Origin of the sequence: Streptococcus australis ATCC 700641 (genome assembly GCF_000186465.1) — a bacterium.
Lineage (GTDB): Bacteria > Bacillota > Bacilli > Lactobacillales > Streptococcaceae > Streptococcus > Streptococcus australis.
Window position 1 is genome coordinate 1,087,235 of the sequence record NZ_GL636091.1, and the last position, 22,318, is coordinate 1,109,552.

Below are 22,318 nucleotides of genomic sequence, written 5' to 3' on the forward strand. Positions count from 1 at the left end.
AAAAGAGGTACCTTATGGGACGTTTATCATCATTATTAATTGGAACGATCACTGGCGCATCCGCCGCCTATTTCCTGACAACCAAAAAAGGGAAAGAGTTGACTGGTAAAGTCAAAGGTTTTGTAAAAGAATACCAAGAGAATCCACAAGAAGTTCATGATTCTGTGAAACAATCTGCAATGGAACTATCCAAGCAAGCATCAGACGCTATTCAGCAAACCAAGGAAAAAGTTGAAAGTGGCGAGATCAACAAAGACACTGTTATCGAGACAGTGAAAGATAAGACGCAGGATGTGGTAGAATTTTCACAAGATGCTATCCAAACGATTAAGGAAAAAATCCAGCAAAAGACCGGCAATCAAGCAAGTCCTTTCCAGCCTAAACAGGAAAAAGAAAGTGAAGAGATTGTCCTTGAATTGGAAGAAGAAACAGCTCTTCCAGAAGTGGAAGAAGAGATCAAAGAAACAGCTGTAGAAGAAGAATAAAATAATCCCTCACCATTGGTGAGGGATTTCTCTTATACAATGACAAACGTGGATGGGAAATGCCAAAAAGCCTCCCGAAGGAGGCTAAAAAATTCATCTTAGTCCTTTTTCCGTTTTAACTGGAAAATGCGGAAAGCTTGGATACTTCCCAAACTACAAGCAATTGCTGAGGCAAAAGCAAAAAAGGTATTCATCTTCATTGATAAAAAGACGAAACTAAATAAAACAGTTAAGACACAAAACACAGCAATATTAAGGAAAAATAGTAGCTCACTTAATTGCGGAGCTGGTTCAGTATCAAGGTTAAAATCATAATTAGTTGTTGTATTCTCTTGTTGAAGAGGGACTTCGACATAGTCGTATTCTTCAACAACTCTAAGTTTTCTTGCGGGCATATTTCTCTCTCCTAACAGTACTCTATTATTTTAACACGTTTTCAAGCATAGAAATGTTACAAAACTGTTACAATTTTTACAAAATTAAGAAATTTAGAGAGCAAAATGACTTTTTTGGTATAATAGTTTTCATGAAAAAGATAATTATTACAGCTACAGCTGAAAGTATTGAACAGGTTCAAGCCCTTCTAGAAGTAGGTGTGGACCGTATTTATGTCGGAGAAAAGGAATTTGGATTACGACTTCCTCACACTTTCTCGTATGACGAATTAAGTCGAATTTCTGATCTAGTCCATGCGGCAGGTAAGGAAATGACAGTGGCTGTCAATGCCTTGATGCACCAAGACATGATGGATCGTATCAAACCATTTTTAGATTTCCTTGCTTCGATTAACGTCGATTATATCACGGTAGGAGATGCAGGCGTCTTTTATGTATTGAAGCGGGATGGCTACAGCTTTAAAACCATTTATGATGCTTCTACCATGGTGACAAGTAGCCGTCAGATCAATTTCTGGGGACAAAAGGCTGGTGCTTCAGAAGCAGTTCTTGCTCGAGAAATCCCATCTGCAGAGCTTTTCAAGATGCCAGAAATCTTAGAGATTCCTGCTGAAGTATTGGTTTATGGGGCCAGTGTGATTCATCATTCCAAACGCCCTCTTTTGCAGAATTACTACAATTTTACGCACATCGATGACGAAAAGACGAGAGAGCGCGATCTCTTTTTGGCAGAACCAGGAGATCCAGAAAGCCACTATTCTATCTTTGAGGACAAGCATGGAACTCATATTTTTGCCAATAATGACCTGGATTTGATGACCAAACTCTCTGAGTTAGTGGAGCATGGTTTCACCCACTGGAAGTTAGAGGGGATTTATACACCTGGTCAAAACTTTGTGGAAATTGCCAAGTGTTTTGTGAAAGCACGTGAGCTTCTAGAAGCTGGGACTTTCACATCTGATCAAGCCTTCTTATTGGATGAGCAGATTCACCAATTGCATCCTAAGAATCGTTTCCTTGACACTGGATTTTATGATTACGATCCAGACATGGTTAAATAAAGGAGAAAAGCCTGCCAGGAGTGCGGGCCTTCCTTTTTAGTGATGGTAAAGAATGAGAATTGTCAAAACAATTCCCAAACCATTGCCTTTCGACTGGATTTGCTATAAAATAGACAAGATTGATAATCTAACTAATATACTTGTAATATACTAGGAGATATGATGACAAAACAATTGAAACGTCCTGAGGTTCTATCACCTGCGGGAACACTTGAAAAACTAAAGGTTGCTGTGCGCTATGGTGCGGATGCTGTCTTCATCGGTGGTCAGGCCTATGGTCTTCGTAGCCGTGCAGGGAACTTCACTTTCGAGCAAATGGAAGAAGGAGTCCAATTTGCGGCCAAGTATGGAGCCAAGGTCTATGTTGCAGCCAATATGGTCATGCATGAAGGAAATGAAGTTGGAGCTGGTGAATGGTTTCGTCGCTTACGGGATATCGGAATCGCAGCGGTCATTGTTTCAGACCCTGCCTTGATTACCATCGCAGCGACAGAAGCACCTGGCTTGGAAATTCACCTCTCTACTCAAGCTAGTGCGACTAACTATGAAACTCTCGAGTTTTGGAAAGACTTGGGCTTGACACGGGTCGTTTTGGCTCGGGAAGTTTCGATGGCAGAACTAGCTGAAATTCGTAAGCGGACAGATGTTGAAATTGAAGCCTTTGTTCACGGAGCAATGTGTATTTCCTACTCTGGCCGTTGTACTTTGTCCAATCATATGAGTATGCGGGATGCCAACCGTGGAGGATGTTCCCAATCTTGTCGTTGGAAGTACGATCTCTACGATATGCCATTTGGCCAAGAACGCAAGAGTCTCAAAGGGGAAATCCCTGAAGAATTCTCGATGTCAGCTGTGGACATGTCGATGATTGACCATATCCCTGATATGATTGAAAATGGAGTGGACAGCCTTAAGATTGAAGGTCGGATGAAGTCCATTCACTATGTCTCTACCGTAACGAATTGCTACAAGGCGGCTGTTGATGCTTATTTGGAAAGTCCTGAGAAGTTTGAAGCGATTAAGCAAGACTTGATTGATGAGATGTGGAAGGTAGCCCAACGTGAGTTAGCTACCGGATTCTATTACGGAACACCATCTGAAAACGAGCAACTGTTTGGGGCTCGTCGGAAGATTCCAGAATACAAGTTTGTTGGAGAAGTGGTTTCCTATGATGCAGAGCAACAAATTGCGACCATTCGACAACGGAATGTCATCAATGAAGGAGACCAAGTGGAATTTTATGGACCTGGGTTCCGTCATTTTGAAACGGTGATTGAAGATTTGCATGATGCCAAGGGCAATAAAATTGATCGGGCTCCAAATCCGATGGAGTTATTGACCATTCATATGCCAACACCAGTTGAACCAGGTGATATGATCCGTGCTCTTAAAGAAGGCTTGATCAACCTCTATAAAGAAGATGGAACCAGCCAAACGGTTCGTGCCTAAAACGTAAAAAAAACACCGCATGCTTCCCAAGCTTGGAAGTTTACGGTGTTTTTTGTTGTGCGATTCGAATCGTATGTGGAACGAGACTAATCTTTTGAATGTCAGAAATTCGAATGATGGTTGACATACTCTTTTTAAAATTCTTGACAATGAGTTGTTTTCGTTCCTGATCATATTTCACGATATCGCCTGTAAAACTCTTATTTTGGAAGATGACATGGACTCCTTGTTTTTTTCGAAGGGCCAGTTCAATAATCTGAATCGTTTTACCATCCTCTAAAGGAGCTGGTTGAGAGGTTTTATCGTTGAAAAATTCATTGGCTCTGTCCTTGAGAAGCTCAAGAAATCTTTTCATAGCATAATTCTCCATAAGTTGATACAATATATTATAGAAAATTTCATTCATTTTGTAAAATTTTTTACGAATTATTAAGGTGAAAGACATTGAAAAGGAGTATGAAATGGCAGATTTTAGTTTTGAAATTGAAGAACAACTCTTGGTCTTATCTGAAAATGAAAAAGGATGGACCAAGGAGTTAAACCGGGTTAGCTTTAATGGAGCACCTGCCAAGTATGATATCCGAACTTGGAGCCCTGACCATACGAAGATGGGCAAGGGGATCACTTTGACCAACGAAGAATTCCAAGTTTTGCTAGATGCATTTAAACAGTAATAGGATGAGTAAGAAAGAGGCTAGGACAAAAGTCCTAGCCTCTCAATTGTCTTTGGATTGTCGAGCAAGACGCAGTGGTTGAGTGGGCTCTATTACGCTGATTTCATCAGCTTTTACAGCCCTACTCAACTGTGAGGAGGTGGGACGACGAAATCGAATTCTAACGAATTACCGATTTCTGTCCCACTCTCTTTTTTGATGCTTTCAATAACTATAGCTTGAAACTATAACCCATTCAAGAAAACAAGATTAACGCAAATCATTGTGGATGATGAGATGGACTGTTATAATAACCTTATTCGTTTATTTCATGTAGCCCTTATAGGAAAGGAATCCATATGTCAGATTTACTAAGTATTTATAAAGAATTGCAAGCTAAAAAATGGGTGGACTTGAGTCACCAGATCAATGCAGAAAGTCCTCACTTTCCAGCTCTCCCTGCTTTGCAACAAGAAGACCTTTTCACACTAAAAGATGGCTTCCATGTCCAAAAATTTACAGTGGTTGGTCAATACGGAACGCATATTGATGCTCCGATTCATTTTGTAGAAGGTGGCCGTTGGTTGGATGAGATTGACCTCAAAGATCTTCTCTTGCCACTCTATGTTATCGACAAGTCTAAAGAAGTAGCAGCCAACCCAAACTTTATCTTGAGAAAACAAGATATTTTAGATTTTGAAGCTGAATATGGACAAATTGCAGAAGGGGCCTTTGTCGCCTTCCGTAGTGATTGGTCAAAACGTTGGCCAGATCAAGATGCTATGCGTAATCTAGATGAAAATGGGGTTCAACAAAGTCCAGGATGGAGCCGAGAAGCTTTGGAATTCTTGATTCATGAACGCCATGTCAAGGCTGTGGGTCATGAAACCTTCGATACTGATGCAGGTATTCCAGCAGCAGAGCATGGCTTGGTCAATGAATACTACCTTTTGGAACAAAATATCTACCAAGTTGAAGTCTTGAACCACTTGGATCAAGTACCAGCAGTAGGTGCCTTGATTTCAATTGCCTTCCCTCACTGGGATAAGGCAACTGGTTCACCTGTTCGTGCCATTGCTATCTTGCCATAAACAACAGAGAGAGTGGGACAGAAATCGGTAATTCGTTAGAATTCGATTTCGTCGTCCTACCTCCGCACAGTTGAGTAGGGCTGTAAAAGCTGATGAAATCAGCGTAGTAGAGCCCACTCAACCACTGCGTCTTACTCGACAATCCAAAGACAATTGAGAGGCCGGACTTTTGTCCCAGTCTCTTTTTTTAATATCTTAAGAACATGACTAGTGAAGCTAGCTTTCATTTCTTTCGAAGGTTCTTATCTTACAAAAATGTAAGGTAAGAAAGGTAAAATGAAAGATTAGACTATGGAAGCTTCAGCGATGATACATTAAAATTTAAACAGAAGAAAAAGGCTTGTCGAACAAACCTTTTCTGATATTAGCGCATGGTAACGAATTCTTCGGATCCAGTTGGATGAATAGCGACGGTTGCATCGAAATCAGCTTTTGTGGCTCCCATCTTGATAGCAACGGCAAATCCTTGGATCATTTCATCCACCCCGTATCCAAGACCATGGAGACCGACAACGGTTTCTTCCGGTCCTGCAGTGATGAGTTTAAATTTAGCCAACTGACGATGCTGGGTCACAGCTGAATACATAGAGGCAAAACTAGAGGTATAGACCTTGATGGCGTCTTTCCCATATTGTTTTTCGGCTTCTTCTTGAGTGAGACCGACTGTACCAATAGCGGGATGGGAAAAGACAACGGTCGGAATGGTTGCGTAGTCCATTTTAGCATCGGTTTTTCCATTAAAGAGCCGTTCGGATAGGGTACGCCCCGCCTTGATAGCGACAGGAGTTAATTCTTTTTCTCCTGTGACGTCTCCAAGAGCATAGATGCCAGGAACACTAGTGTTTTGATAGGCATCGACTGCAATGAAGCCTCGTTCATTCAATTGGACGCCAGCCAGTTCCAAACCTAAATCCTGGATATTTGGTTTTCGTCCAGTTGCCCAGATGACATGTTCAGCAACAAAGGAAGTTTGGTCTTCGAAATAGATACGGATTTGACCACTTTCTTCACGAGTTAGTTGGACGGGTACCTTATAAGGATGGAAAGGTAGTTCCTGCTTTACCATCTCCTCCATTAAACCATCGACAATATAAGAATCAAACTTTCTTAAGGGACGATCATGGCGAACGAAGAGATCCGTCTTAACACCAAGGGCATGGAGGACACCAGCCAGTTCTACCGCAATGTAACCAGCACCGATAATAGCCACTGATTTTGGTAGTTCTTCCCAAGCAAAGACATCTTCAGAGGTTTCTCCTAATTTTGCCCCCGGAAGGTCAGGAATATAGGGATGAGCCCCTGTAGCAATCACAATATGTTTAGCTTTGATGGTTTCCCCGTTGACTTCAACCGTATGGGCATCGACAAAGCGAGCGCGACCTTGGATATACTCCACACCGTTTCGTTTAAAACTGCCATCATAAGAAGAACGAGCCCGATCAATATAGGCTTCGCGATTTTTTCTTAAGGTCGCAAAATCAAAATTGGTCTGTTCAGAAATAAACCCATAATCTGGACCGTAATCACGAATGGCTTCAGCAATTTGGGCGCCATACCACATAATTTTTTTAGGGACACATCCTTTGTTGACACAGGTCCCACCTAGCTGCTTTTCTTCAATAACAGCAGCGCGGGCTCCATGTTCTCCAGCTCGGTTCATGGTAGCAATCCCTCCGCTACCTCCACCAATGGAGATAATATCAAATTCTTTCATGGTTAGTACTCCTTTGTTGATTTACACTTCCATTGTAACAACAAAGGTTACAAAAATCAAGAAATTGCCATCGTTGAATAGGAGGAGAAAACAAGATAGCAAAAAAAACGTGCAAAACAGATGATTCTGAATTGAAAAATGAGGAAATATGATATACTAAACTTATAATTTGAAACGCTTTCGAATATTGGAGGAAAGAAATGAAGAAATTTAAAAAATGGCAAATTATTACAGCGACAGGTGCTGCAATAGCAGTTGTAGGAGTGGGGAGTTGGCTTGCCTTTGGAAAATCAGGCAGTGGCCCTGAAGAAATGGTCGATATGACACCTATGGTACAAACCGTGAAAGAAGGTTCGATTGCTTCCTCTGTCTTATTGACGGGTAAGGTCACAGCCAATCAAGAACAATATATTTACTTTGACGGAACAAAAGGAGATTTGCAATCCATCCTAGTGAATGTCGGGGATCAAGTAACCGCTGGCCAAGCTATTGTTCAATATAGTAGTACAGAAGCGCAATCTGCCTATGACGCGGCAGTACGTGCGGTCAATAAGGCAGATCGTCAATTGAACGATCTCATGACCAATGGAGTGACCATTGATACAACAGGGGATGAGGAAGCTGATAGCAAATCAGCCTCTCAAGCCCAACGCTCTTTGGACACACAAGTGGGTGATTTACGCGATGCCCGTGCGGATGCTGTAGCCAATATGGAAAAGGCTAAAGCTTTGTTGGATGCTACAACCGTAAAAAGTAGTACAGATGGAACGGTTGTAGAAGTCAATAAAGATGTCTCCAAATCAACAACCGGAACCAACCAAACCCTTGTTCATATCGTCAGCAACGGTAACCTTCAAGTAAAAGGTGAGTTGTCTGAGTACAATCTAGCCAACATTTCAGTTGGTCAGGAAGTGACCTTAACCTCTAAGGTCTATCCTGGGAAAAAATGGACTGGAAAGATTAGCTACGTTGCCAATTATCCGACAGATGCTGGTCAGGCTGGTGCAAATGCCGCAGGTTCTGGACAAGGAACAGGGGGAGCTAAATATCCATTTACGGTAGATATTACCAGTGAAATCGGTGATTTGAAACAAGGTTTCTCTGTCAATATTGAAGTAAAAAGTTCAACCATCCATCCTTTGGTTCCTGTGACAAGTGTTTTATCAGATGGCGATCAAAGCTATGTTTGGACGATTGAAGCTGGCAAGGCTAAAAAAGTCATGGTTACCTTAGGAAATGCAGATGCAGAAAATCAAGAAGTCTTATCTGGTTTGAACAAGGATGCTCAAGTCATCACCAACCCTTCTGGCGATTTGGAAGATGGGAAAGAGGTCGGAAAATATGACAAAATTGATTGAGCTGAAAAACATCAATAAAAGTTATCAAAATGGTGATCAAACCTTACAGGTATTAAAGGATATCCATTTAGATGTGGAAGAAGGGGAATTTCTAGCTATTATGGGACCTTCCGGGTCTGGGAAATCTACCCTAATGAACATCATTGGACTTCTAGATCGTCCGACCAGTGGTGAGTACAGGCTAGAGGGGGAAGAAGTAGGAAATCTTAGTGAGAAGAAGTTAGCCCAGGTTCGCAATGAGCAAATAGGCTTTGTCTTCCAACAATTCTTTCTCCTATCAAAACTCAATGCCTTTCAAAACGTCGAGCTTCCCTTGATTTATGCAGGAGTGAATCCTTCTAAACGAAAGGAATTAGCTGAACAATTTTTAAAGAAAGTTGAACTAGATACGCGGATGCACCATCTTCCTTCGGAATTGTCTGGAGGGCAAAAACAACGGGTGGCCATTGCGCGTGCTTTGGTCAATCATCCTTCTATTATCTTAGCGGATGAACCAACTGGAGCTCTCGACTCCAAAACTGGCGATCAAATTATGGAGCTCTTGACAGCACTCAATCAAGAAGGGAAAACCATCATCATGGTAACCCACGAAACGGAGATTGCCGCTTATGCCAAACGGCAGATTGTCATTCGTGATGGGGTTATATCCTCGGATAGCCGCAATGAAAGGAGGGCCTGATGCAGAACTGGAAATTCGCCATTAGTTCCATTTTGGGACATAAAATGAGATCGTTCTTAACCATGGTGGGGATTATCATCGGGGTTGCCTCGGTCGTTGTCATCATGGCTCTCGGAGATGGGATGAAAGCTGGAGTAACTAAGACCTTTACCAAGGATCAGCAATATGTTCAGATTTCGTACTCCGCCCGAAAGAGTGACTACATGACTGGTTTTAATCTTGGCCCAGAACCTGTCTCAGAAGAAGGTGGCGCTGAAGGTGGTGGGGAAGGCGGTGTTGCAAGTGAAGAAGACCAAGGAATGTCACCGCCAGCTGGCTATGGAGAGGAAAGTAGCGAAGATGTTGACAACCCAATCCTTGAAACACCACCCGTCGTTCAAGAAGAATGGGTCAAGGAACTGACCAAGATTCCTGGCATTGATGGCTACTATGTTGGTAATACAGCCAATGCCACTATCTCCTTTCAGAAGAAAAAATCTGAAGGGGTGAATATCATGGGGGTCAATGATACCTATTTCTCTGTCAGAAAATTTGAATTGGTTTCAGGAAGAAAACTAAATGCTTCAGACTATCAGAGTTTCTCACGGGTCATCATGTTGGATGAAGGTTTAGCTTCGACCTTGTTTGGGACAGAAAGTGCCCTCAACCAAGTGGTTGCTGTCGGAGACAATAACTATCGGGTGGTAGGGATCTTCAAGGATCCAAATGCTGGATCTGCTTTGTATGGAGTTTCTTCTGGAGGGAGTGCCTTGATGGCTAATACCCAAGTCGCTTCAGAATTTGGAACAGAAGAAATTTCTACTATTGTCGTGCATATCCCGGATGTCAAACAGATTAAACCAACTGGAATCGAAGCAGCGAAAAAATTAACCGAGTTATCGGGAGTTCGCCAAGGAGAATTCCAAATCTTTAACATGGATAGTATCTTGGAGCAGACCAATCAAATGCTCGGAATTATGACAACAGTCATCGGTGCGATTGCAGGAATCTCCCTTCTCGTTGGTGGGATTGGGGTCATGAATATCATGTTGGTTTCTGTGACTGAGCGGACACGTGAAATCGGTCTGAGAAAAGCCCTCGGAGCTACTCGTGGAAAAATCTTGATTCAATTCCTCATTGAATCCATGGTATTGACCATGATGGGAGGAATTCTCGGGCTGGGATTGGCCTATGGTGTCAATGCCCTCATCACCACAGCAGCTGCAGGTGCTCTAGAAGGACCTCCAGTCGTCTCTATGTCGGTGGCTATTGGAAGTATCATCTTTTCAGCTTGTGTTGGAATTGTCTTTGGTATCTTACCAGCAAGCAAGGCATCAAAACTCGATCCGATTGAAGCTCTTCGCTATGAATAAGGATGAATGACCTACATAGTTGATTCGGATGAAGTAAAATTTGATCATGAATGAATGGAATGTGATGGAAAAGGGAGAAGGAACCCTTTCTTTCCATTCCTTTTTTCATTTTTCCTGCTCAAGAATAGTGTATTTCCCCGTCAAATATGATAAAATAGGGGAGAATAACTTAGGAGGTTCCAAATGACTACTGAACATATGGAAGAATTAAATGACCAGCAGATTGTCCGTCGTGAGAAAATGGCGGCCCTTCGTGAACAAGGAATCGACCCATTTGGAAAGCGATTCGAACGTACTGCAGATTCTGGTCAATTGAAAGAAAAATATTCAGAATTAGATAAAGAACAACTTCATGACTTGAACGAAACAGCCATTATTGCGGGTCGTCTTGTGACCAAACGTGGAAAAGGAAAGGTTGGTTTTGCCCACCTTCAAGACCGTGAAGGTCAAATCCAAATTTACGTTCGTAAAGACGCAGTTGGTGAAGAAAATTATGAAATTTTCAAAAAGGCAGATCTTGGAGATTTCCTTGGGGTAGAAGGAGAAGTGATGCGGACAGACATGGGTGAGCTTTCAATCAAAGCTACTCACATCACACACTTGTCTAAAGCTCTTCGTCCCTTGCCTGAAAAATTCCACGGACTTTCAGATGTGGAAACCATCTACCGCAAACGTTACTTGGATTTGATTTCTAACCGTGAAAGTTTCGAGCGCTTTGTAACTCGTTCAAAAATCATCTCAGAAATCCGTCGTTACTTGGATGGTCAAGGCTTCCTTGAAGTAGAAACTCCTGTCCTTCACAATGAGGCTGGTGGAGCATCTGCGCGTCCGTTTATCACTCACCACAATGCCCAAAACATTGACATGGTCCTTCGTATTGCGACCGAACTTCACTTGAAACGCCTGATCGTTGGTGGAATGGAGCGCGTTTATGAAATCGGACGTATCTTCCGAAATGAAGGAATGGATGCTACTCACAACCCTGAATTCACATCCATTGAAGTCGACCAAGCCTATGCTGACTACCAAGATATTATGGACTTGACGGAAGGCATTATCCAACACGCTGCGAAAGCCATCCATGGGGATGGTCCAGTTAATTACCAAGGAACTGAAATCAAGATCAATGAACCATTCAAGCGTGTTCATATGGTGGATGCAATCAAGGAAATTGCTGGTGTTGACTTCTGGCAAGACATGAGCTTTGAAGAAGCAGTAGCCCTTGCCAAAGAAAAACATGTGCCAGTTGAAAAACACTACACTGAAGTGGGTCATATCATCAATGCCTTCTTCGAAGAATATGTGGAAGAAACCTTGACACAACCAACCTTTGTCTATGGCCACCCTGTAGCTGTATCACCATTGGCTAAGAAGAATGACGAGGATCCTCGTTTCACGGATCGTTTTGAGCTCTTCATCATGACCAAGGAATATGCCAATGCCTTTACAGAATTGAACGACCCAATCGACCAATTGGAACGCTTCGAAGCACAAGCGCGTGCTAAAGAATTGGGAGACGACGAAGCAACTGGTATTGACTACGATTATGTAGAAGCTCTTGAGTATGGTATGCCACCAACAGGAGGACTGGGAATCGGTATCGACCGTCTCTGCATGCTCCTTACTGATACGACTACTATTCGTGATGTTCTTCTCTTCCCAACTATGAAATAAGCTATAAGAAAACACTGATCTTGCAATCAGTATATCAGATTGAAGAAAAAGACTTCTAAAAAACTTTCCTTAGGTGAGTACGGACGTCAGCGAACTTCTTCGAAGTTCCATGACTAATTATTGAGCCTAATGTCTCAATAATTCCGAGTGCCTGAAACAATTGTGTTTCAGGCACTTTTCTCACGGCGGAAAGTTTTGTATCCACTAAACTAATTAAAGAAAATAGGATCATTTTTTGAAGTTTCAACTAGCTATTATAGGTAATAAACAGTTTGCCTGCATTCTAAAACACTGATCACAAGATCAGTGTTTTTTAGTCTTCCAAATAAGAGGTATCATTCCAAGTCTCTAAGTGATAGTGCTCAAAATCATCTGTTGTCAAAATGGTCACACTGGCATTGTCTAAGCCCCCATTTTTACGGAGTTCCTCTGGTTTATAGCCAAGTAGAGTCCGAATAGAAGCTGTTAAATTAGCCCCATGTCCAACGATAAGAACGGTATCGAGTTCTTTTCCTTTCAAGCTTTTTACAAAATCACAGGTCCGCTTGGTCGTATCAGAAAGAGATTCCGCATCGAATAGATTGTGATGGAATTGTGATAGATCATGGCGGAAAGCTTCCATTTCCTCTGGGTAGAGAGCTTTCAGCTCCATAATTTTTCTACCTTCTAGCCTACCAAGTCGCCATTCCCGGAGAGCAGGAACCTCTTGAAGGGTGATGGGATGCTGGTTTTGTTTGAGGAGGATTTGAGCAGTATGGACGGCTCTTGGCAAGTCGCTTGAATAAGCAGCGTCAAAGTATGTTTGAGATAGATGCTGGCCCAAGGCTTCCAACTGCTGGATGGAAGATTCTAACAGCGGGGAGTCGCCATTTGCCCCTTGGATACGGCCCTCCTCATTCCACTCAGTACGTCCGTGACGGACAAAATATAGTTTCATATGTGTTTGATCCTTTACTCGACTAAGTCTTCGAAGCTAGCCTTGACAAAATCAGCTAAATCTTGCGCCTTGATTTGAATACTGTGACCAACTTCACCTGCAGAGACAATCATCTGATCTAGGTCCAGGGCGGATTGATCAATAAAAATAGGGTAGTTGTGTTTTTGTCGAATCCCAACAGGATTATTAGCCCCGTGGACATAGCCCGTCGTCTTTTCTAAATCTTTTTGCGGAATCATACTAACTTTTTTATTGCCAGATAGTTTGGCCAATTTTTTCTCTGACAAATGGGCAGAGATGGGAACAATTCCGATGACAGGACCAGTTTTATCACCTGTTAGGGCTAGTGTCTTATAGATTTGCTCAGTCGTAATCCCTTCTGGAATGATTCCCTCAAGGGCATTGATTTGTAATCCTGTATGGTCGATTTTAGCTTTTTGCAAAATTTGTTCAACCAATGTTTTTTTACTTTTTGCTTTTTTGCCATCTTATCATTCTCTTTCTCTTAATTTCCTAACATTATATCATACTCTTTGAGTTTCCGTTCAAGAGAAAAAGAGGCAGTTGCCTCTTTTAATTCTTTTCTACAGTAAATAGTTTTCGGTAGATTTTTTCTTGATCTTGTGTGGGTGCAATCTGGTTCAAGTCCAAGTAGTGGGTGAAGCCATTCAATTGTCCCTGAGAGGTGTACTGATGAAGGTCATACTCATCATCAGTAGATGGAGCTGCATTGTAGTAGCCATCATCATAACCATAAGTTGGAATCCAGAGGGCGGTAAATTTATCAGTGGAGATACTATGTTCTTCCATGAAATAGGTCCCGATATAGATTCCGATATTTTTGGCTCCCAATGATTCTAGCTTGGCACGGAAGGCCTCCACTCCAGCGTTCATATCACCCATCGTTTTTTCTTCTACATCCAGCCAATAATAGGTTGGTTTGTATTTTTTGGATGCCTGATAGAACTCTTCTGCTTCTTTTTCCATTTCTTTTTTGTCCTTGGCAGCTACGTAAGCATATACCGCAACTGGAATATCTCGTTTTTGAAACTCTTTAATATGAGTTTCGTATGATTTGTCTATTCCATTTAAATAAGTCGCAGCATTTTCTTTTTTAGCTTGAGCACCACTATGAACTCGAACAATGACTCCAGAAACATTCTGTGCTAAGAGATCATAATCAATCTCGCTTGGCAATTGCCAACCAGAGATATCGATAATTGGTCGATTCAAAAATTCTTGATCTAATTCTTCAACTGAGTCAGAAGAAGAGGAAGACGGGATTTTTGTTTGATTGGTTTTCTTTGCCTCTTGTAGGGTCTTGTTTCTAGCAAGTTGATTCCTTTGGATATCTGCTACTGTCTTAGAAATTAGCAGAAAGGAAAAGATACTTGCGAAAAAGACAAAGAGGACAATTGGTTTAATCCTTTTTCTCATACAGAATCATTTTACCGCAAAAGATGGAAAAAGGCAAAACAAAGGGTTCGAAAACAAGAAAAACAAGATGATATTATAGTGAATAGGAGGTTCGAGTTTTCTTACCTTCTTTCAATAGTACAAGTGGAAAAGTGAGTTGAACTGGTCTGTTTTATCATCTTTTGAAAGTGAAAACCGAATCTTATTTGGTCTTTCCTTTTTTTACTATTGAAAGGTGATATAATGAAAACTGAAAATTAGAAGTATGGGTGTTACATGAAATTAGATAAACGTCATTTTTTAAACTATTCAATCCTGATCCCTTACCTCCTTTTGTCAATATTGGGATTGATTATTGTCTACTCGACAACGAGTGCCTTAGCCATCCAAAAAGGGGTTAGTCCTTTCGGGATGATTAGAAGCCAGGGGATCTTTTTTGTCCTAAGTTTGATCACTATTCTGATTACCTATAAGGTGAAATTAAATGTCCTGAAGAAAAAGGGCTTTATTGGAATTTTCATTATAGCTGAGACGATCCTTCTCTTGTTATCGCGTTTCATTACAGATACGGTAAATGGTGCGCATGGATGGTTAAGTTTTGGAGGTTTCTCGATTCAGCCAGCTGAGTATTTGAAAATTATCATCGTCTGGTACTTGGCTTTGGTATTCTCAAAAAAGCAAGAAGAAATTCAGCGATATGATTACCAAGCATTAACCCACAATCAATGGCTTCCTCGAGATTTGTCGGATTGGCGTTGGATGGTGCTCTTCCTGGTTGCTATTGTAGTCATCATGCCAGACTTAGGAAATGCGACTATTCTCGCACTAACAACTTTAATCATGATTAGTGCAAGTGGGATAGCTTACCGCTGGTTCTCAAGCCTATTAGCTATCTTAGTGGGGGGGTCAACCGTTCTTCTTTATTCCATTCAGCTAATTGGGGTAGAGCGTTTCTCTAAAATCCCTGTCTTTGGATATGTAGCGAAACGTTTCAGTGCTTTTTACAACCCCTTTAATGATTTATCAGATTCGGGACACCAACTAGCCAATTCTTATTACGCCATGAGTAATGGGGGCTGGTTTGGCTTGGGACTTGGAAATTCGATTGAAAAGCAAGGGTACTTGCCAGAAGCTCATACAGACTTTGTCTTTTCAATCGTTATTGAAGAACTTGGTTTTGTGGGAGCTAGTCTCATCTTAGCCTTATTGTTCTTCTTAATTTTGCGGATTATTCTTGTCGGGATTCGGGCAAGAGATCCATTTAATTCGATGATGGCGATTGGTATAGGAGGAATGCTCCTAACCCAAACCTTCATCAACATTGGTGGGATTTCTGGGCTGATTCCTTCGACAGGGGTGACCTTCCCCTTCCTTTCACAAGGAGGAAATAGTTTGTGGGTCTTATCCATTGCGATTGCCCTTGTCTTAAATATTGATGCGAGTGAAAAGCGCGCCCTAGCTACTCAAGAGGCCCCTTCTTACGAGAAGCCTCAGAAAATTCAGAGCTATTACTAAATCGGAGTGAGTAAAGAAAGGAGTTATCATGACTTTACAAAAACTAGAGAGTTACACCAACAAAGAGATTATCAAAGAAGAAGCTGAGATTTTAACCACTATTTTAGAAGATATTGCAAAAAATTTGGTGAGTCCAGAAACCTTTGATAAGATTCTTGAATTGAAAAAACTATCTGTTTCAAAAGATTATTTAAAATTGGATCAAATTGTCAAAGAGCTATCAAATGAAGAGATGACCGTGATTTCTCGCTACTTTGCCATTCTCCCCTTGTTGATTAATATCTCTGAAGACGTTGATTTGGCTTTTGAAATCAATCATCAAAATAATGTGGGGCAGGACTATCTAGGGAAACTATCGTCCACCATTCGTGAGGTAGCTGAGACTGAAAATGCACAGGAAATCTTGGAGCACCTCAATGTAGTACCGGTACTGACCGCTCATCCGACCCAAGTGCAACGGAAAACCATGTTGGACTTAACCACTCACATTCACAGTCTTTTGCGCCAACATCGGGATGTAAAAGCTGGCTTGATGAACGAGACCAAATGGTACAATAATTTGCGTCGTAATATCGAAATTATGATGCAAACCGATATGATCCGTGAAAAGAAACTCAAGGTAACCAATGAGATTACCAACGTCATGGAATACTATAATAGCTCCTTTCTTCAGGCTGTTCCTAACTTAATGTTGGAATACAAACGTCTTGCCAAGGAGCAAGGGATTGAGTTGCAACACCCTAAACCGATTACGATGGGAATGTGGATTGGTGGAGACCGGGATGGGAATCCTTTTGTAACTGCAGAGACCTTGAAGCGATCAGCTACGATTCAAAGTGAAGTCATTCTGAACTATTATATTCAGAAAATCTCTAGTCTTTATCGGAACTTCTCCCTCTCTACCAATCTTTCAAAAACCAGTCAAGCGGTTGAAGAGATGGCGGCTCGTTCCAGTGATACATCTGTCTTTAGAGAGAAGGAGCCTTACCGTCGGGCCTTCCATTATATTCAATCCAAGTTGGTCCAAACCTTATTGAATATTAAGGAATGGTCTGTCGTTGGCTCAACAGTAGATGACCGTCATCCGGTTGAACGTCTTCTCGGTGCTCACACCCATCAACAAGGAGTGGTTTCTGATTATATTGGTAATCGCATCAGTGGAGCGATCCAAGAGTTGGCAGAAGATCGCCCTCCTTATTACGAAACAGTTGAAGAATTTAAACAGGATTTGACCCTTATTCAAGAGTCATTGATTGAAAATAAGGCAGAAGCTTTAATCTCAGGGGAGTTTGCTGAGTTATTAGAAGCAGTAGAAGTCTTTGGATTCTTCTTGGCTTCGATCGATATGCGTCAAGATTCGAGTGTCCATGAAGCTTGTGTTGCGGAACTTCTCAAAGAAGCTGGAATCAATGACCATTACAGTGATTTGTCAGAAGACGAAAAGTGCGAGTTGCTTTTACAAGAGTTGTTAGAAGATCCTCGTATTTTATCTGCTACCCATGCAGAAAAATCAGAATTGCTGGAAAAAGAATTAGCTATTTTCCAAACAGCGCGTGAATTAAAAGACCGCTTAGGAGAAGATGTTATTCGCCAAACCATTATTTCTCATGCAACCAGTGTATCGGATATGCTTGAGTTGGCTATCATGTTGAAAGAAGTGGGACTGATTGACAAGGAAAGCGCACGTGTGCAAATTGTTCCCCTCTTTGAGACGATCGAAGACTTGGATCAATCTGAAGATACAATGAGAAAGTATCTATCACTTCCAATTGCTAAACGCTGGATTGCTTCTAAGAATAACTACCAAGAAATTATGCTTGGTTATTCAGATAGTAACAAAGATGGTGGTTATCTATCTTCTTGTTGGACTCTTTATAAGGCCCAGCAACAATTAACAGCGATTGGCGACGAGTTTGGTGTCAAAATTACCTTCTTCCATGGCCGTGGGGGAACGGTTGGTCGTGGGGGTGGTCCAACCTATGAAGCCATCACCTCACAACCATTGAGATCCATTAATGACCGCATTCGTTTGACGGAGCAAGGCGAGGTTATTGGCAATAAATATGGGAACAAGGATGCAGCTTATTACAACTTGGAAATGTTGGTATCTGCAACGATTAATCGGATGATTGCTAAGAAGAAGAGTGAAAAGAGCATGTCCGATCAGTACAATGAGATTATGGACCAGATTGTCAATCGTAGCTACGATATTTATCGTGAACTGGTGTTTGGCAATGACCATTTCTATGATTACTTCTTCGAATCCAGTCCGATTAAGGCTATTTCTAGTTTCAATATTGGTTCCCGTCCAGCAGCCCGTAAGACCATCAAAGAAATCGGTGGCTTGCGTGCAATTCCTTGGGTCTTCTCATGGTCACAGAGCCGAGTGATGTTCCCTGGCTGGTACGGTGTAGGGTCTAGTTTTAAAGAATTTATTGATGCAGACCCTGAAAACATTGAAACCTTGCGTTATATGTACCAAAAATGGCCATTCTTCAAGTCTCTTCTTTCAAACGTAGACATGGTGCTCTCAAAAGCCAATATGAACATTGCTTTTGAATACGCCAAGCTTTGTGAGGAAGAGGAGGTTCGTGACATCTTCAATATTATCCTGGACGAGTGGCAATTGACTAAGGATGTTATTTTACAGATTGAAGGTCATGATGAACTCTTAGCTGAGAACCCTTATCTAAAAGATAGTTTAGATTATCGTATGCCATACTTTAATGTTCTAAACTATATTCAATTAGAATTAATTAAACGCCAGAGACGCGGCGAATTGCCTGCTGATCAGGACAAGTTGATTCATATCACGATTAATGGTGTCGCAACAGGATTGCGTAATTCTGGTTAATCGTGAACCATAAAACCAATCCCGATTAAAGGGATTGGTTTTTTACTGGAATAAAGTGAAAATGATTGTGAAAAACTCGAAGATTGGTCGCAAAGAATGAAATATCTAGCTGTTTATTTCAAAAAAGAAGTGGAAATGAGATTTCACAAACTTTCATTTGGGTAAATTCCTTTAAGAAAAAAGAAATAAGAAAAAAAGCTAGTAAAACACTTGCAATTTAGACGAAATTTGATAAAATAGTAAGGAAAGTTAGACTGTATTGCCTACTGTCTATCTATAAAATATATTTTATTGGAGGCTTTTACTCAAATGGCAAAAGAAAAATACGATCGTAGTAAACCACACGTTAACATTGGTACTATCGGACACGTTGACCACGGTAAAACTACCCTAACTGCAGCTATCACAACTGTTTTGGCACGTCGCTTGCCTTCATCAGTTAACCAACCAAAAGACTATGCGTCTATCGATGCTGCTCCAGAAGAACGCGAACGCGGTATCACTATCAACACTGCGCACGTTGAGTACGAAACTGAAAAACGTCACTACGCTCACATCGACGCTCCAGGACACGCGGACTACGTTAAAAACATGATCACTGGTGCCGCTCAAATGGACGGAGCTATCCTTGTAGTAGCTTCAACTGACGGACCAATGCCACAAACTCGTGAGCACATCCTTCTTTCACGTCAGGTTGGTGTTAAACACTTGATCGTCTTCATGAACAAAGTTGACTTGGTTGACGATGAAGAATTGCTTGAATTGGTTGAAATGGAAATCCGTGACCTTCTTTCAGAATACGATTTCCCAGGTGATGACCTTCCAGTTATCCAAGGTTCAGCTCTTAAAGCTCTTGAAGGTGATGCTAAATACGAAGACATCATCATGGACTTGATGAACACTGTTGATGAGTACATCCCAGAACCAGAACGCGATACTGACAAACCATTGCTTCTTCCAGTCGAAGACGTATTCTCAATCACTGGACGTGGTACTGTAGCATCAGGACGTATCGACCGTGGTATCGTTAAAGTCAACGACGAAATCGAAATCGTTGGTATTAAAGAAGAAATCCAAAAAGCGGTTGTTACTGGTGTTGAAATGTTCCGTAAACAACTTGACGAAGGTCTTGCAGGGGACAACGTTGGTGTGCTTCTTCGTGGTATCCAACGTGATGAAATCGAACGTGGACAAGTTATCGCTAAACCAGGTTCAATCAACCCACACACTAAATTCAAAGGTGAAGTTTACATCCTTACTAAAGAAGAAGGTGGACGTCATACTCCATTCTTCAACAACTACCGTCCACAGTTCTACTTCCGTACAACTGACGTAACTGGATCTATCGAACTTCCAGCTGGAACTGAAATGGTAATGCCTGGTGATAACGTGACTATCGACGTTGAGTTGATCCACCCAATCGCCGTTGAACAAGGTACTACATTCTCAATCCGTGAAGGTGGACGTACTGTTGGTTCAGGTATGGTTACTGAAATCGAAGCTTAATTCGATCTAGTTCCCAGATTAACAATTATATAGACAGACAGAAAACCCCGTGAAGACGGGGTTTTTATTGTTTTATAAAGTAAAAGAGTTTGTGCAACCTTTCATTATCACGAAAATTATGGTAAAATAGTTAGTATAAAATTAGAAAAACGAGGTATGTGAAATGTCACGTAAACCATTTATTGCTGGTAACTGGAAAATGAACAAAAACCCAGAAGAAGCTAAAGCATTCGTTGAAGCAGTAGCATCAAAACTTCCTTCATCTGATCTTGTTGAAGCTGGGATTGCTGCACCTGCTCTTGACTTGACGACTGTTCTTGCTGCTGCTAAAGGTTCAAACCTTAAAGTTGCTGCTCAAAACTGTTACTTTGAAAACGCTGGTGCCTTCACTGGTGAAACTAGCCCACAAGTTTTGAAAGAAATCGGTACGGACTATGTTGTGATCGGTCACTCAGAACGTCGTGATTACTTCCACGAAACAGACGAAGACATCAACAAAAAAGCAAAAGCAATCTTTGCTAATGGTTTGCTTCCAATCATCTGTTGTGGTGAAAGTCTTGAAACTTACGAAGCTGGTAAAGCGGCTGAATTCGTAGGTGCTCAAGTATCTGCTGCTTTGGCTGGTTTGACTCCTGAGCAAGTAGCTGCATCTGTTATCGCTTATGAGCCAATCTGGGCGATCGGTACTGGTAAATCTGCATCACAAGACGATGCACAAAAAATGTGTAAAGTGGTTCGTGACGTTGTAGCTGCTGACTTCGGTCAAGAAGTAGCTGACAAAGTACGTGTCCAATACGGTGGTTCAGTGAAACCTGAAAACGTTGCTGAGTACATGGCTTGTCCAGACGTTGATGGAGCTCTTGTTGGTGGTGCATCACTTGATCCAGAAAGCTTCTTGGCATTGTTGAACTTCGTAAACTAATCGAAAATATATAAGACGAGAGATTTCTCGTCTTTTTTTATCTTAAAAAAACCAGCTAGTAAGCTGGCTTTTGTTTTTTATGAGCGTCCTAAGATTCGTTTGATCAAGGACAAGGCTTTAAATTTCAGAGGATTTGGGTAATAACGGAAGGTTCCCATCTTACGAACGATATAGCCATTGAAGTTTTGTTTGAAACGAAGAACGCCGTCTGAGCCGTCGAAGACCCCTTGAATACCAAGGAAATTGTATAAGGTGATTCCTTTTTCTAATGCACGCTTCATGGCATGGTATTGAATCAAGAAGGCTGCAGAAAATTTTTGGTATTTGGTATACGAACCACCAAACAAATAGGTCACTTCTGATGGATTATAGATGATCAGGGCACAGGCCAAGGGCACTGTTTCAACTGTTTCGTCAGCCAAGGTCTCTCGGACAATTGTCTTTTGTTTCTCTAATTTTTGCAATTGTTGCTCATATTGTTTGGATGAAGGATTGAGCAAGGAAATCTTCTGGTCTAAATAAGCGAGTGCATCAGCTGTATTGATTTCAGCAATGAGAAATTCTGCCTTGTCTCCAAAGGTATCATAGAGATCGTAGTAGTAGTCCAGGCTCTTGTCTTCAAAGCCTTGACGTTTTCCAGTTTCCTCAATAATTTGTTTAAACTGAGGGATTTCCTCTCTCCTAATATTTCGAATAGAGATATCATAGTTGAGGGCAGTCGTAATATTCCGGCTACAGTTCTTGTTGAAGGATTTTAAGAGAGATTTCGCATCAAAATCGGTGAGGTCCTTCAGATAATGCCAAACAGGCTCTCCTCCAGGATAGCCCACTTGTAAGCCATCAAATTGATAGCCAAGATCCAGTAATGATTGGAGAAGCTGTTTTTGTTCTTCTTCAGTTGGATTGCCATTGCTATCGAAAACTTGATAGTGGTCATAGGGTTTTAAAATGAATTCGATACCACCATTTTCTTTTACATAAGCCTGTACTGCTTTGTAAAAATCTGGTAGGTAGCGAGTATCCGTAACGATTGGCCCGCTATTGATTTCGTAATGCAGGCCTCCCGTCATAGGTAGGCTGTATAAAATGGCAGAGATAGCTAATGTTCCTTGCTCTTCCCATCCAATATAGTGAATGGTTGCGCCTCTTTTATGAAGCAAATCAGCCATTTCAATACTCTGTAAAAAAGAGTGATTGGAAGTAGTAAGAGAGTGTTGGTAAAATTCTTCCCTACTAATAATCTTGAATGTCATAGGT

20 protein-coding genes are annotated in these 22,318 nt (G+C 41.4%); 13 read left to right on the forward strand and 7 right to left on the reverse strand.

Annotation, left to right across the window (positions count from 1 at the left end; genetic code table 11):
• Window positions 1-14 precede the first annotated feature (14 nt).
• Window positions 15-485, forward strand: a complete 471-nt coding sequence (locus tag HMPREF9421_RS04990; RefSeq protein WP_006595910.1) for a YtxH domain-containing protein — start codon at window positions 15-17, stop codon at window positions 483-485.
• A 98-nt stretch (window positions 486-583) separates the two neighbouring features.
• On the opposite strand, the gene HMPREF9421_RS04995 is transcribed toward HMPREF9421_RS04990, so the two are convergent.
• Window positions 584-880 carry a DUF3270 family protein gene (locus HMPREF9421_RS04995; RefSeq protein ID WP_006595911.1) on the reverse strand — a complete coding sequence of 99 codons (297 nt, stop codon included), beginning with the start codon at window positions 878-880 and terminating at the stop codon, window positions 584-586.
• 131 nt (window positions 881-1,011) lie between these two features.
• On the opposite strand from HMPREF9421_RS04995, the gene HMPREF9421_RS05000 reads away from it, so the two are divergent.
• Window positions 1,012-1,941 carry a peptidase U32 family protein gene (locus tag HMPREF9421_RS05000; RefSeq protein ID WP_006597381.1) on the forward strand — a complete coding sequence of 310 codons (930 nt, stop codon included), beginning with the start codon at window positions 1,012-1,014 and terminating at the stop codon, window positions 1,939-1,941.
• Window positions 1,942-2,103: 162 nt separating this feature from the next.
• Entirely contained in the window at window positions 2,104-3,390 is a 1,287-nt protein-coding gene (locus HMPREF9421_RS05005; RefSeq protein WP_006597406.1) for a peptidase U32 family protein, read from the forward strand.
• A gap of 40 nt (window positions 3,391-3,430) precedes the next feature.
• Here HMPREF9421_RS05005 and HMPREF9421_RS05010 read toward each other — a convergent pair whose 3' ends face one another.
• Window positions 3,431-3,760 carry a hypothetical protein gene (locus HMPREF9421_RS05010; RefSeq protein ID WP_040803002.1) on the reverse strand — a complete coding sequence of 110 codons (330 nt, stop codon included), beginning with the start codon at window positions 3,758-3,760 and terminating at the stop codon, window positions 3,431-3,433.
• Between the two features lie 91 nt (window positions 3,761-3,851).
• Between HMPREF9421_RS05010 and HMPREF9421_RS05015 the strand changes: the two genes are divergently transcribed.
• Together HMPREF9421_RS05015 and HMPREF9421_RS05020 are read left to right on the forward strand one after the other, a co-directional pair.
• The gene (locus HMPREF9421_RS05015) at window positions 3,852-4,064 is read left to right on the forward strand and encodes a YdbC family protein (RefSeq protein ID WP_006597402.1); all 213 of its coding nucleotides are present in this window, start codon (window positions 3,852-3,854) and stop codon (window positions 4,062-4,064) included.
• Between the two features lie 338 nt (window positions 4,065-4,402).
• On the forward strand, window positions 4,403-5,134 hold the full coding sequence (locus HMPREF9421_RS05020; protein ID WP_006595916.1) for a cyclase family protein: 732 nt from the start codon (window positions 4,403-4,405) through the stop codon (window positions 5,132-5,134).
• Window positions 5,135-5,498: 364 nt separating this feature from the next.
• Here the strand turns inward: HMPREF9421_RS05020 and gor are convergent, their stop codons facing one another.
• Complete coding sequence (gene gor, locus HMPREF9421_RS05025; RefSeq protein ID WP_006595917.1) at window positions 5,499-6,848, reverse strand: glutathione-disulfide reductase; 1,350 nt, start codon at window positions 6,846-6,848, stop codon at window positions 5,499-5,501.
• Window positions 6,849-7,048: 200 nt separating this feature from the next.
• On the opposite strand from gor, the gene HMPREF9421_RS05030 reads away from it, so the two are divergent.
• The 4 genes from HMPREF9421_RS05030 to lysS all read left to right on the forward strand — a co-directional run bounded on the left by HMPREF9421_RS05030 (window position 7,049) and on the right by lysS (window position 11,911).
• The gene (locus HMPREF9421_RS05030) at window positions 7,049-8,206 is read left to right on the forward strand and encodes an efflux RND transporter periplasmic adaptor subunit (RefSeq protein ID WP_006595918.1); all 1,158 of its coding nucleotides are present in this window, start codon (window positions 7,049-7,051) and stop codon (window positions 8,204-8,206) included.
• Window positions 8,190-8,885 carry an ABC transporter ATP-binding protein gene (locus tag HMPREF9421_RS05035; RefSeq protein ID WP_006595919.1) on the forward strand — a complete coding sequence of 232 codons (696 nt, stop codon included), beginning with the start codon at window positions 8,190-8,192 and terminating at the stop codon, window positions 8,883-8,885. Before HMPREF9421_RS05030 ends, HMPREF9421_RS05035 begins: the two co-directional genes overlap by 17 nt.
• A complete protein-coding gene (locus HMPREF9421_RS05040) occupies window positions 8,885-10,237 on the forward strand; it encodes an ABC transporter permease (RefSeq protein WP_006595920.1) in 1,353 nt (450 codons plus the stop codon). The genes HMPREF9421_RS05035 and HMPREF9421_RS05040 overlap by 1 nt, the downstream gene beginning before the upstream one ends.
• 183 nt (window positions 10,238-10,420) lie before the next feature.
• Window positions 10,421-11,911, forward strand: a complete 1,491-nt coding sequence (gene lysS, locus HMPREF9421_RS05045) for a lysine--tRNA ligase (RefSeq protein ID WP_006595921.1) — start codon at window positions 10,421-10,423, stop codon at window positions 11,909-11,911.
• 313 nt (window positions 11,912-12,224) lie between these two features.
• Here the strand turns inward: lysS and HMPREF9421_RS05050 are convergent, their stop codons facing one another.
• The 3 genes from HMPREF9421_RS05050 to HMPREF9421_RS05060 all read right to left on the reverse strand — a co-directional run bounded on the left by HMPREF9421_RS05050 (window position 12,225) and on the right by HMPREF9421_RS05060 (window position 14,285).
• Window positions 12,225-12,848: a histidine phosphatase family protein gene (locus HMPREF9421_RS05050; protein ID WP_006595922.1), complete on the reverse strand. Its 624-nt coding sequence runs from the start codon at window positions 12,846-12,848 to the stop codon at window positions 12,225-12,227.
• A gap of 14 nt (window positions 12,849-12,862) precedes the next feature.
• Complete coding sequence (locus tag HMPREF9421_RS05055; RefSeq protein WP_006595923.1) at window positions 12,863-13,306, reverse strand: aminoacyl-tRNA deacylase; 444 nt, start codon at window positions 13,304-13,306, stop codon at window positions 12,863-12,865.
• 115 nt (window positions 13,307-13,421) lie between these two features.
• The gene (locus HMPREF9421_RS05060) at window positions 13,422-14,285 is read right to left on the reverse strand and encodes a GH25 family lysozyme (RefSeq protein WP_006595924.1); all 864 of its coding nucleotides are present in this window, start codon (window positions 14,283-14,285) and stop codon (window positions 13,422-13,424) included.
• Window positions 14,286-14,540: 255 nt separating this feature from the next.
• Between HMPREF9421_RS05060 and ftsW the strand changes: the two genes are divergently transcribed.
• The 4 genes from ftsW to tpiA all read left to right on the forward strand — a co-directional run bounded on the left by ftsW (window position 14,541) and on the right by tpiA (window position 21,061).
• Window positions 14,541-15,779 (forward strand): cell division peptidoglycan polymerase FtsW, encoded by a 1,239-nt coding sequence (gene ftsW, locus HMPREF9421_RS05065; protein ID WP_006595925.1) that lies wholly within the window; start codon window positions 14,541-14,543, stop codon window positions 15,777-15,779.
• Between the two features lie 28 nt (window positions 15,780-15,807).
• The gene (gene ppc / locus HMPREF9421_RS05070) at window positions 15,808-18,633 is read left to right on the forward strand and encodes a phosphoenolpyruvate carboxylase (protein WP_006595926.1); all 2,826 of its coding nucleotides are present in this window, start codon (window positions 15,808-15,810) and stop codon (window positions 18,631-18,633) included.
• Window positions 18,634-18,942: 309 nt separating this feature from the next.
• Window positions 18,943-20,139: an elongation factor Tu gene (tuf, locus tag HMPREF9421_RS05075; RefSeq protein WP_006595927.1), complete on the forward strand. Its 1,197-nt coding sequence runs from the start codon at window positions 18,943-18,945 to the stop codon at window positions 20,137-20,139.
• 163 nt (window positions 20,140-20,302) lie between these two features.
• Entirely contained in the window at window positions 20,303-21,061 is a 759-nt protein-coding gene (gene tpiA / locus HMPREF9421_RS05080; RefSeq protein ID WP_006595928.1) for a triose-phosphate isomerase, read from the forward strand.
• Window positions 21,062-21,138: 77 nt separating this feature from the next.
• Here the strand turns inward: tpiA and HMPREF9421_RS05085 are convergent, their stop codons facing one another.
• A complete protein-coding gene (locus HMPREF9421_RS05085) occupies window positions 21,139-22,314 on the reverse strand; it encodes an aminoacyltransferase (protein WP_006595929.1) in 1,176 nt (391 codons plus the stop codon).
• Window positions 22,315-22,318: the final 4 nt, after the last annotated feature.

Coding starts and splice junctions, on each gene's coding strand:
- tuf (WP_006595927.1), top strand. CDS start 18,943: ATGGCAAAAGAAAAATACGATCGTAGTAAACCACACGTTAACATTGGT.
- HMPREF9421_RS04995 (WP_006595911.1), bottom strand. CDS start 880: ATGCCCGCAAGAAAACTTAGAGTTGTTGAAGAATACGACTATGTCGAA.
- HMPREF9421_RS05035 (WP_006595919.1), top strand. CDS start 8,190: ATGACAAAATTGATTGAGCTGAAAAACATCAATAAAAGTTATCAAAAT.
- lysS (WP_006595921.1), top strand. CDS start 10,421: ATGACTACTGAACATATGGAAGAATTAAATGACCAGCAGATTGTCCGT.
- HMPREF9421_RS05005 (WP_006597406.1), top strand. CDS start 2,104: ATGACAAAACAATTGAAACGTCCTGAGGTTCTATCACCTGCGGGAACA.
- tpiA (WP_006595928.1), top strand. CDS start 20,303: ATGTCACGTAAACCATTTATTGCTGGTAACTGGAAAATGAACAAAAAC.
- HMPREF9421_RS05085 (WP_006595929.1), bottom strand. CDS start 22,314: ATGACATTCAAGATTATTAGTAGGGAAGAATTTTACCAACACTCTCTT.
- HMPREF9421_RS05020 (WP_006595916.1), top strand. CDS start 4,403: ATGTCAGATTTACTAAGTATTTATAAAGAATTGCAAGCTAAAAAATGG.
- HMPREF9421_RS05000 (WP_006597381.1), top strand. CDS start 1,012: ATGAAAAAGATAATTATTACAGCTACAGCTGAAAGTATTGAACAGGTT.
- HMPREF9421_RS05060 (WP_006595924.1), bottom strand. CDS start 14,285: ATGAGAAAAAGGATTAAACCAATTGTCCTCTTTGTCTTTTTCGCAAGT.
- HMPREF9421_RS05015 (WP_006597402.1), top strand. CDS start 3,852: ATGGCAGATTTTAGTTTTGAAATTGAAGAACAACTCTTGGTCTTATCT.
- ftsW (WP_006595925.1), top strand. CDS start 14,541: ATGAAATTAGATAAACGTCATTTTTTAAACTATTCAATCCTGATCCCT.
- gor (WP_006595917.1), bottom strand. CDS start 6,848: ATGAAAGAATTTGATATTATCTCCATTGGTGGAGGTAGCGGAGGGATT.
- HMPREF9421_RS04990 (WP_006595910.1), top strand. CDS start 15: ATGGGACGTTTATCATCATTATTAATTGGAACGATCACTGGCGCATCC.
- HMPREF9421_RS05030 (WP_006595918.1), top strand. CDS start 7,049: ATGAAGAAATTTAAAAAATGGCAAATTATTACAGCGACAGGTGCTGCA.
- HMPREF9421_RS05050 (WP_006595922.1), bottom strand. CDS start 12,848: ATGAAACTATATTTTGTCCGTCACGGACGTACTGAGTGGAATGAGGAG.
- HMPREF9421_RS05040 (WP_006595920.1), top strand. CDS start 8,885: ATGCAGAACTGGAAATTCGCCATTAGTTCCATTTTGGGACATAAAATG.
- HMPREF9421_RS05010 (WP_040803002.1), bottom strand. CDS start 3,760: ATGGAGAATTATGCTATGAAAAGATTTCTTGAGCTTCTCAAGGACAGA.
- ppc (WP_006595926.1), top strand. CDS start 15,808: ATGACTTTACAAAAACTAGAGAGTTACACCAACAAAGAGATTATCAAA.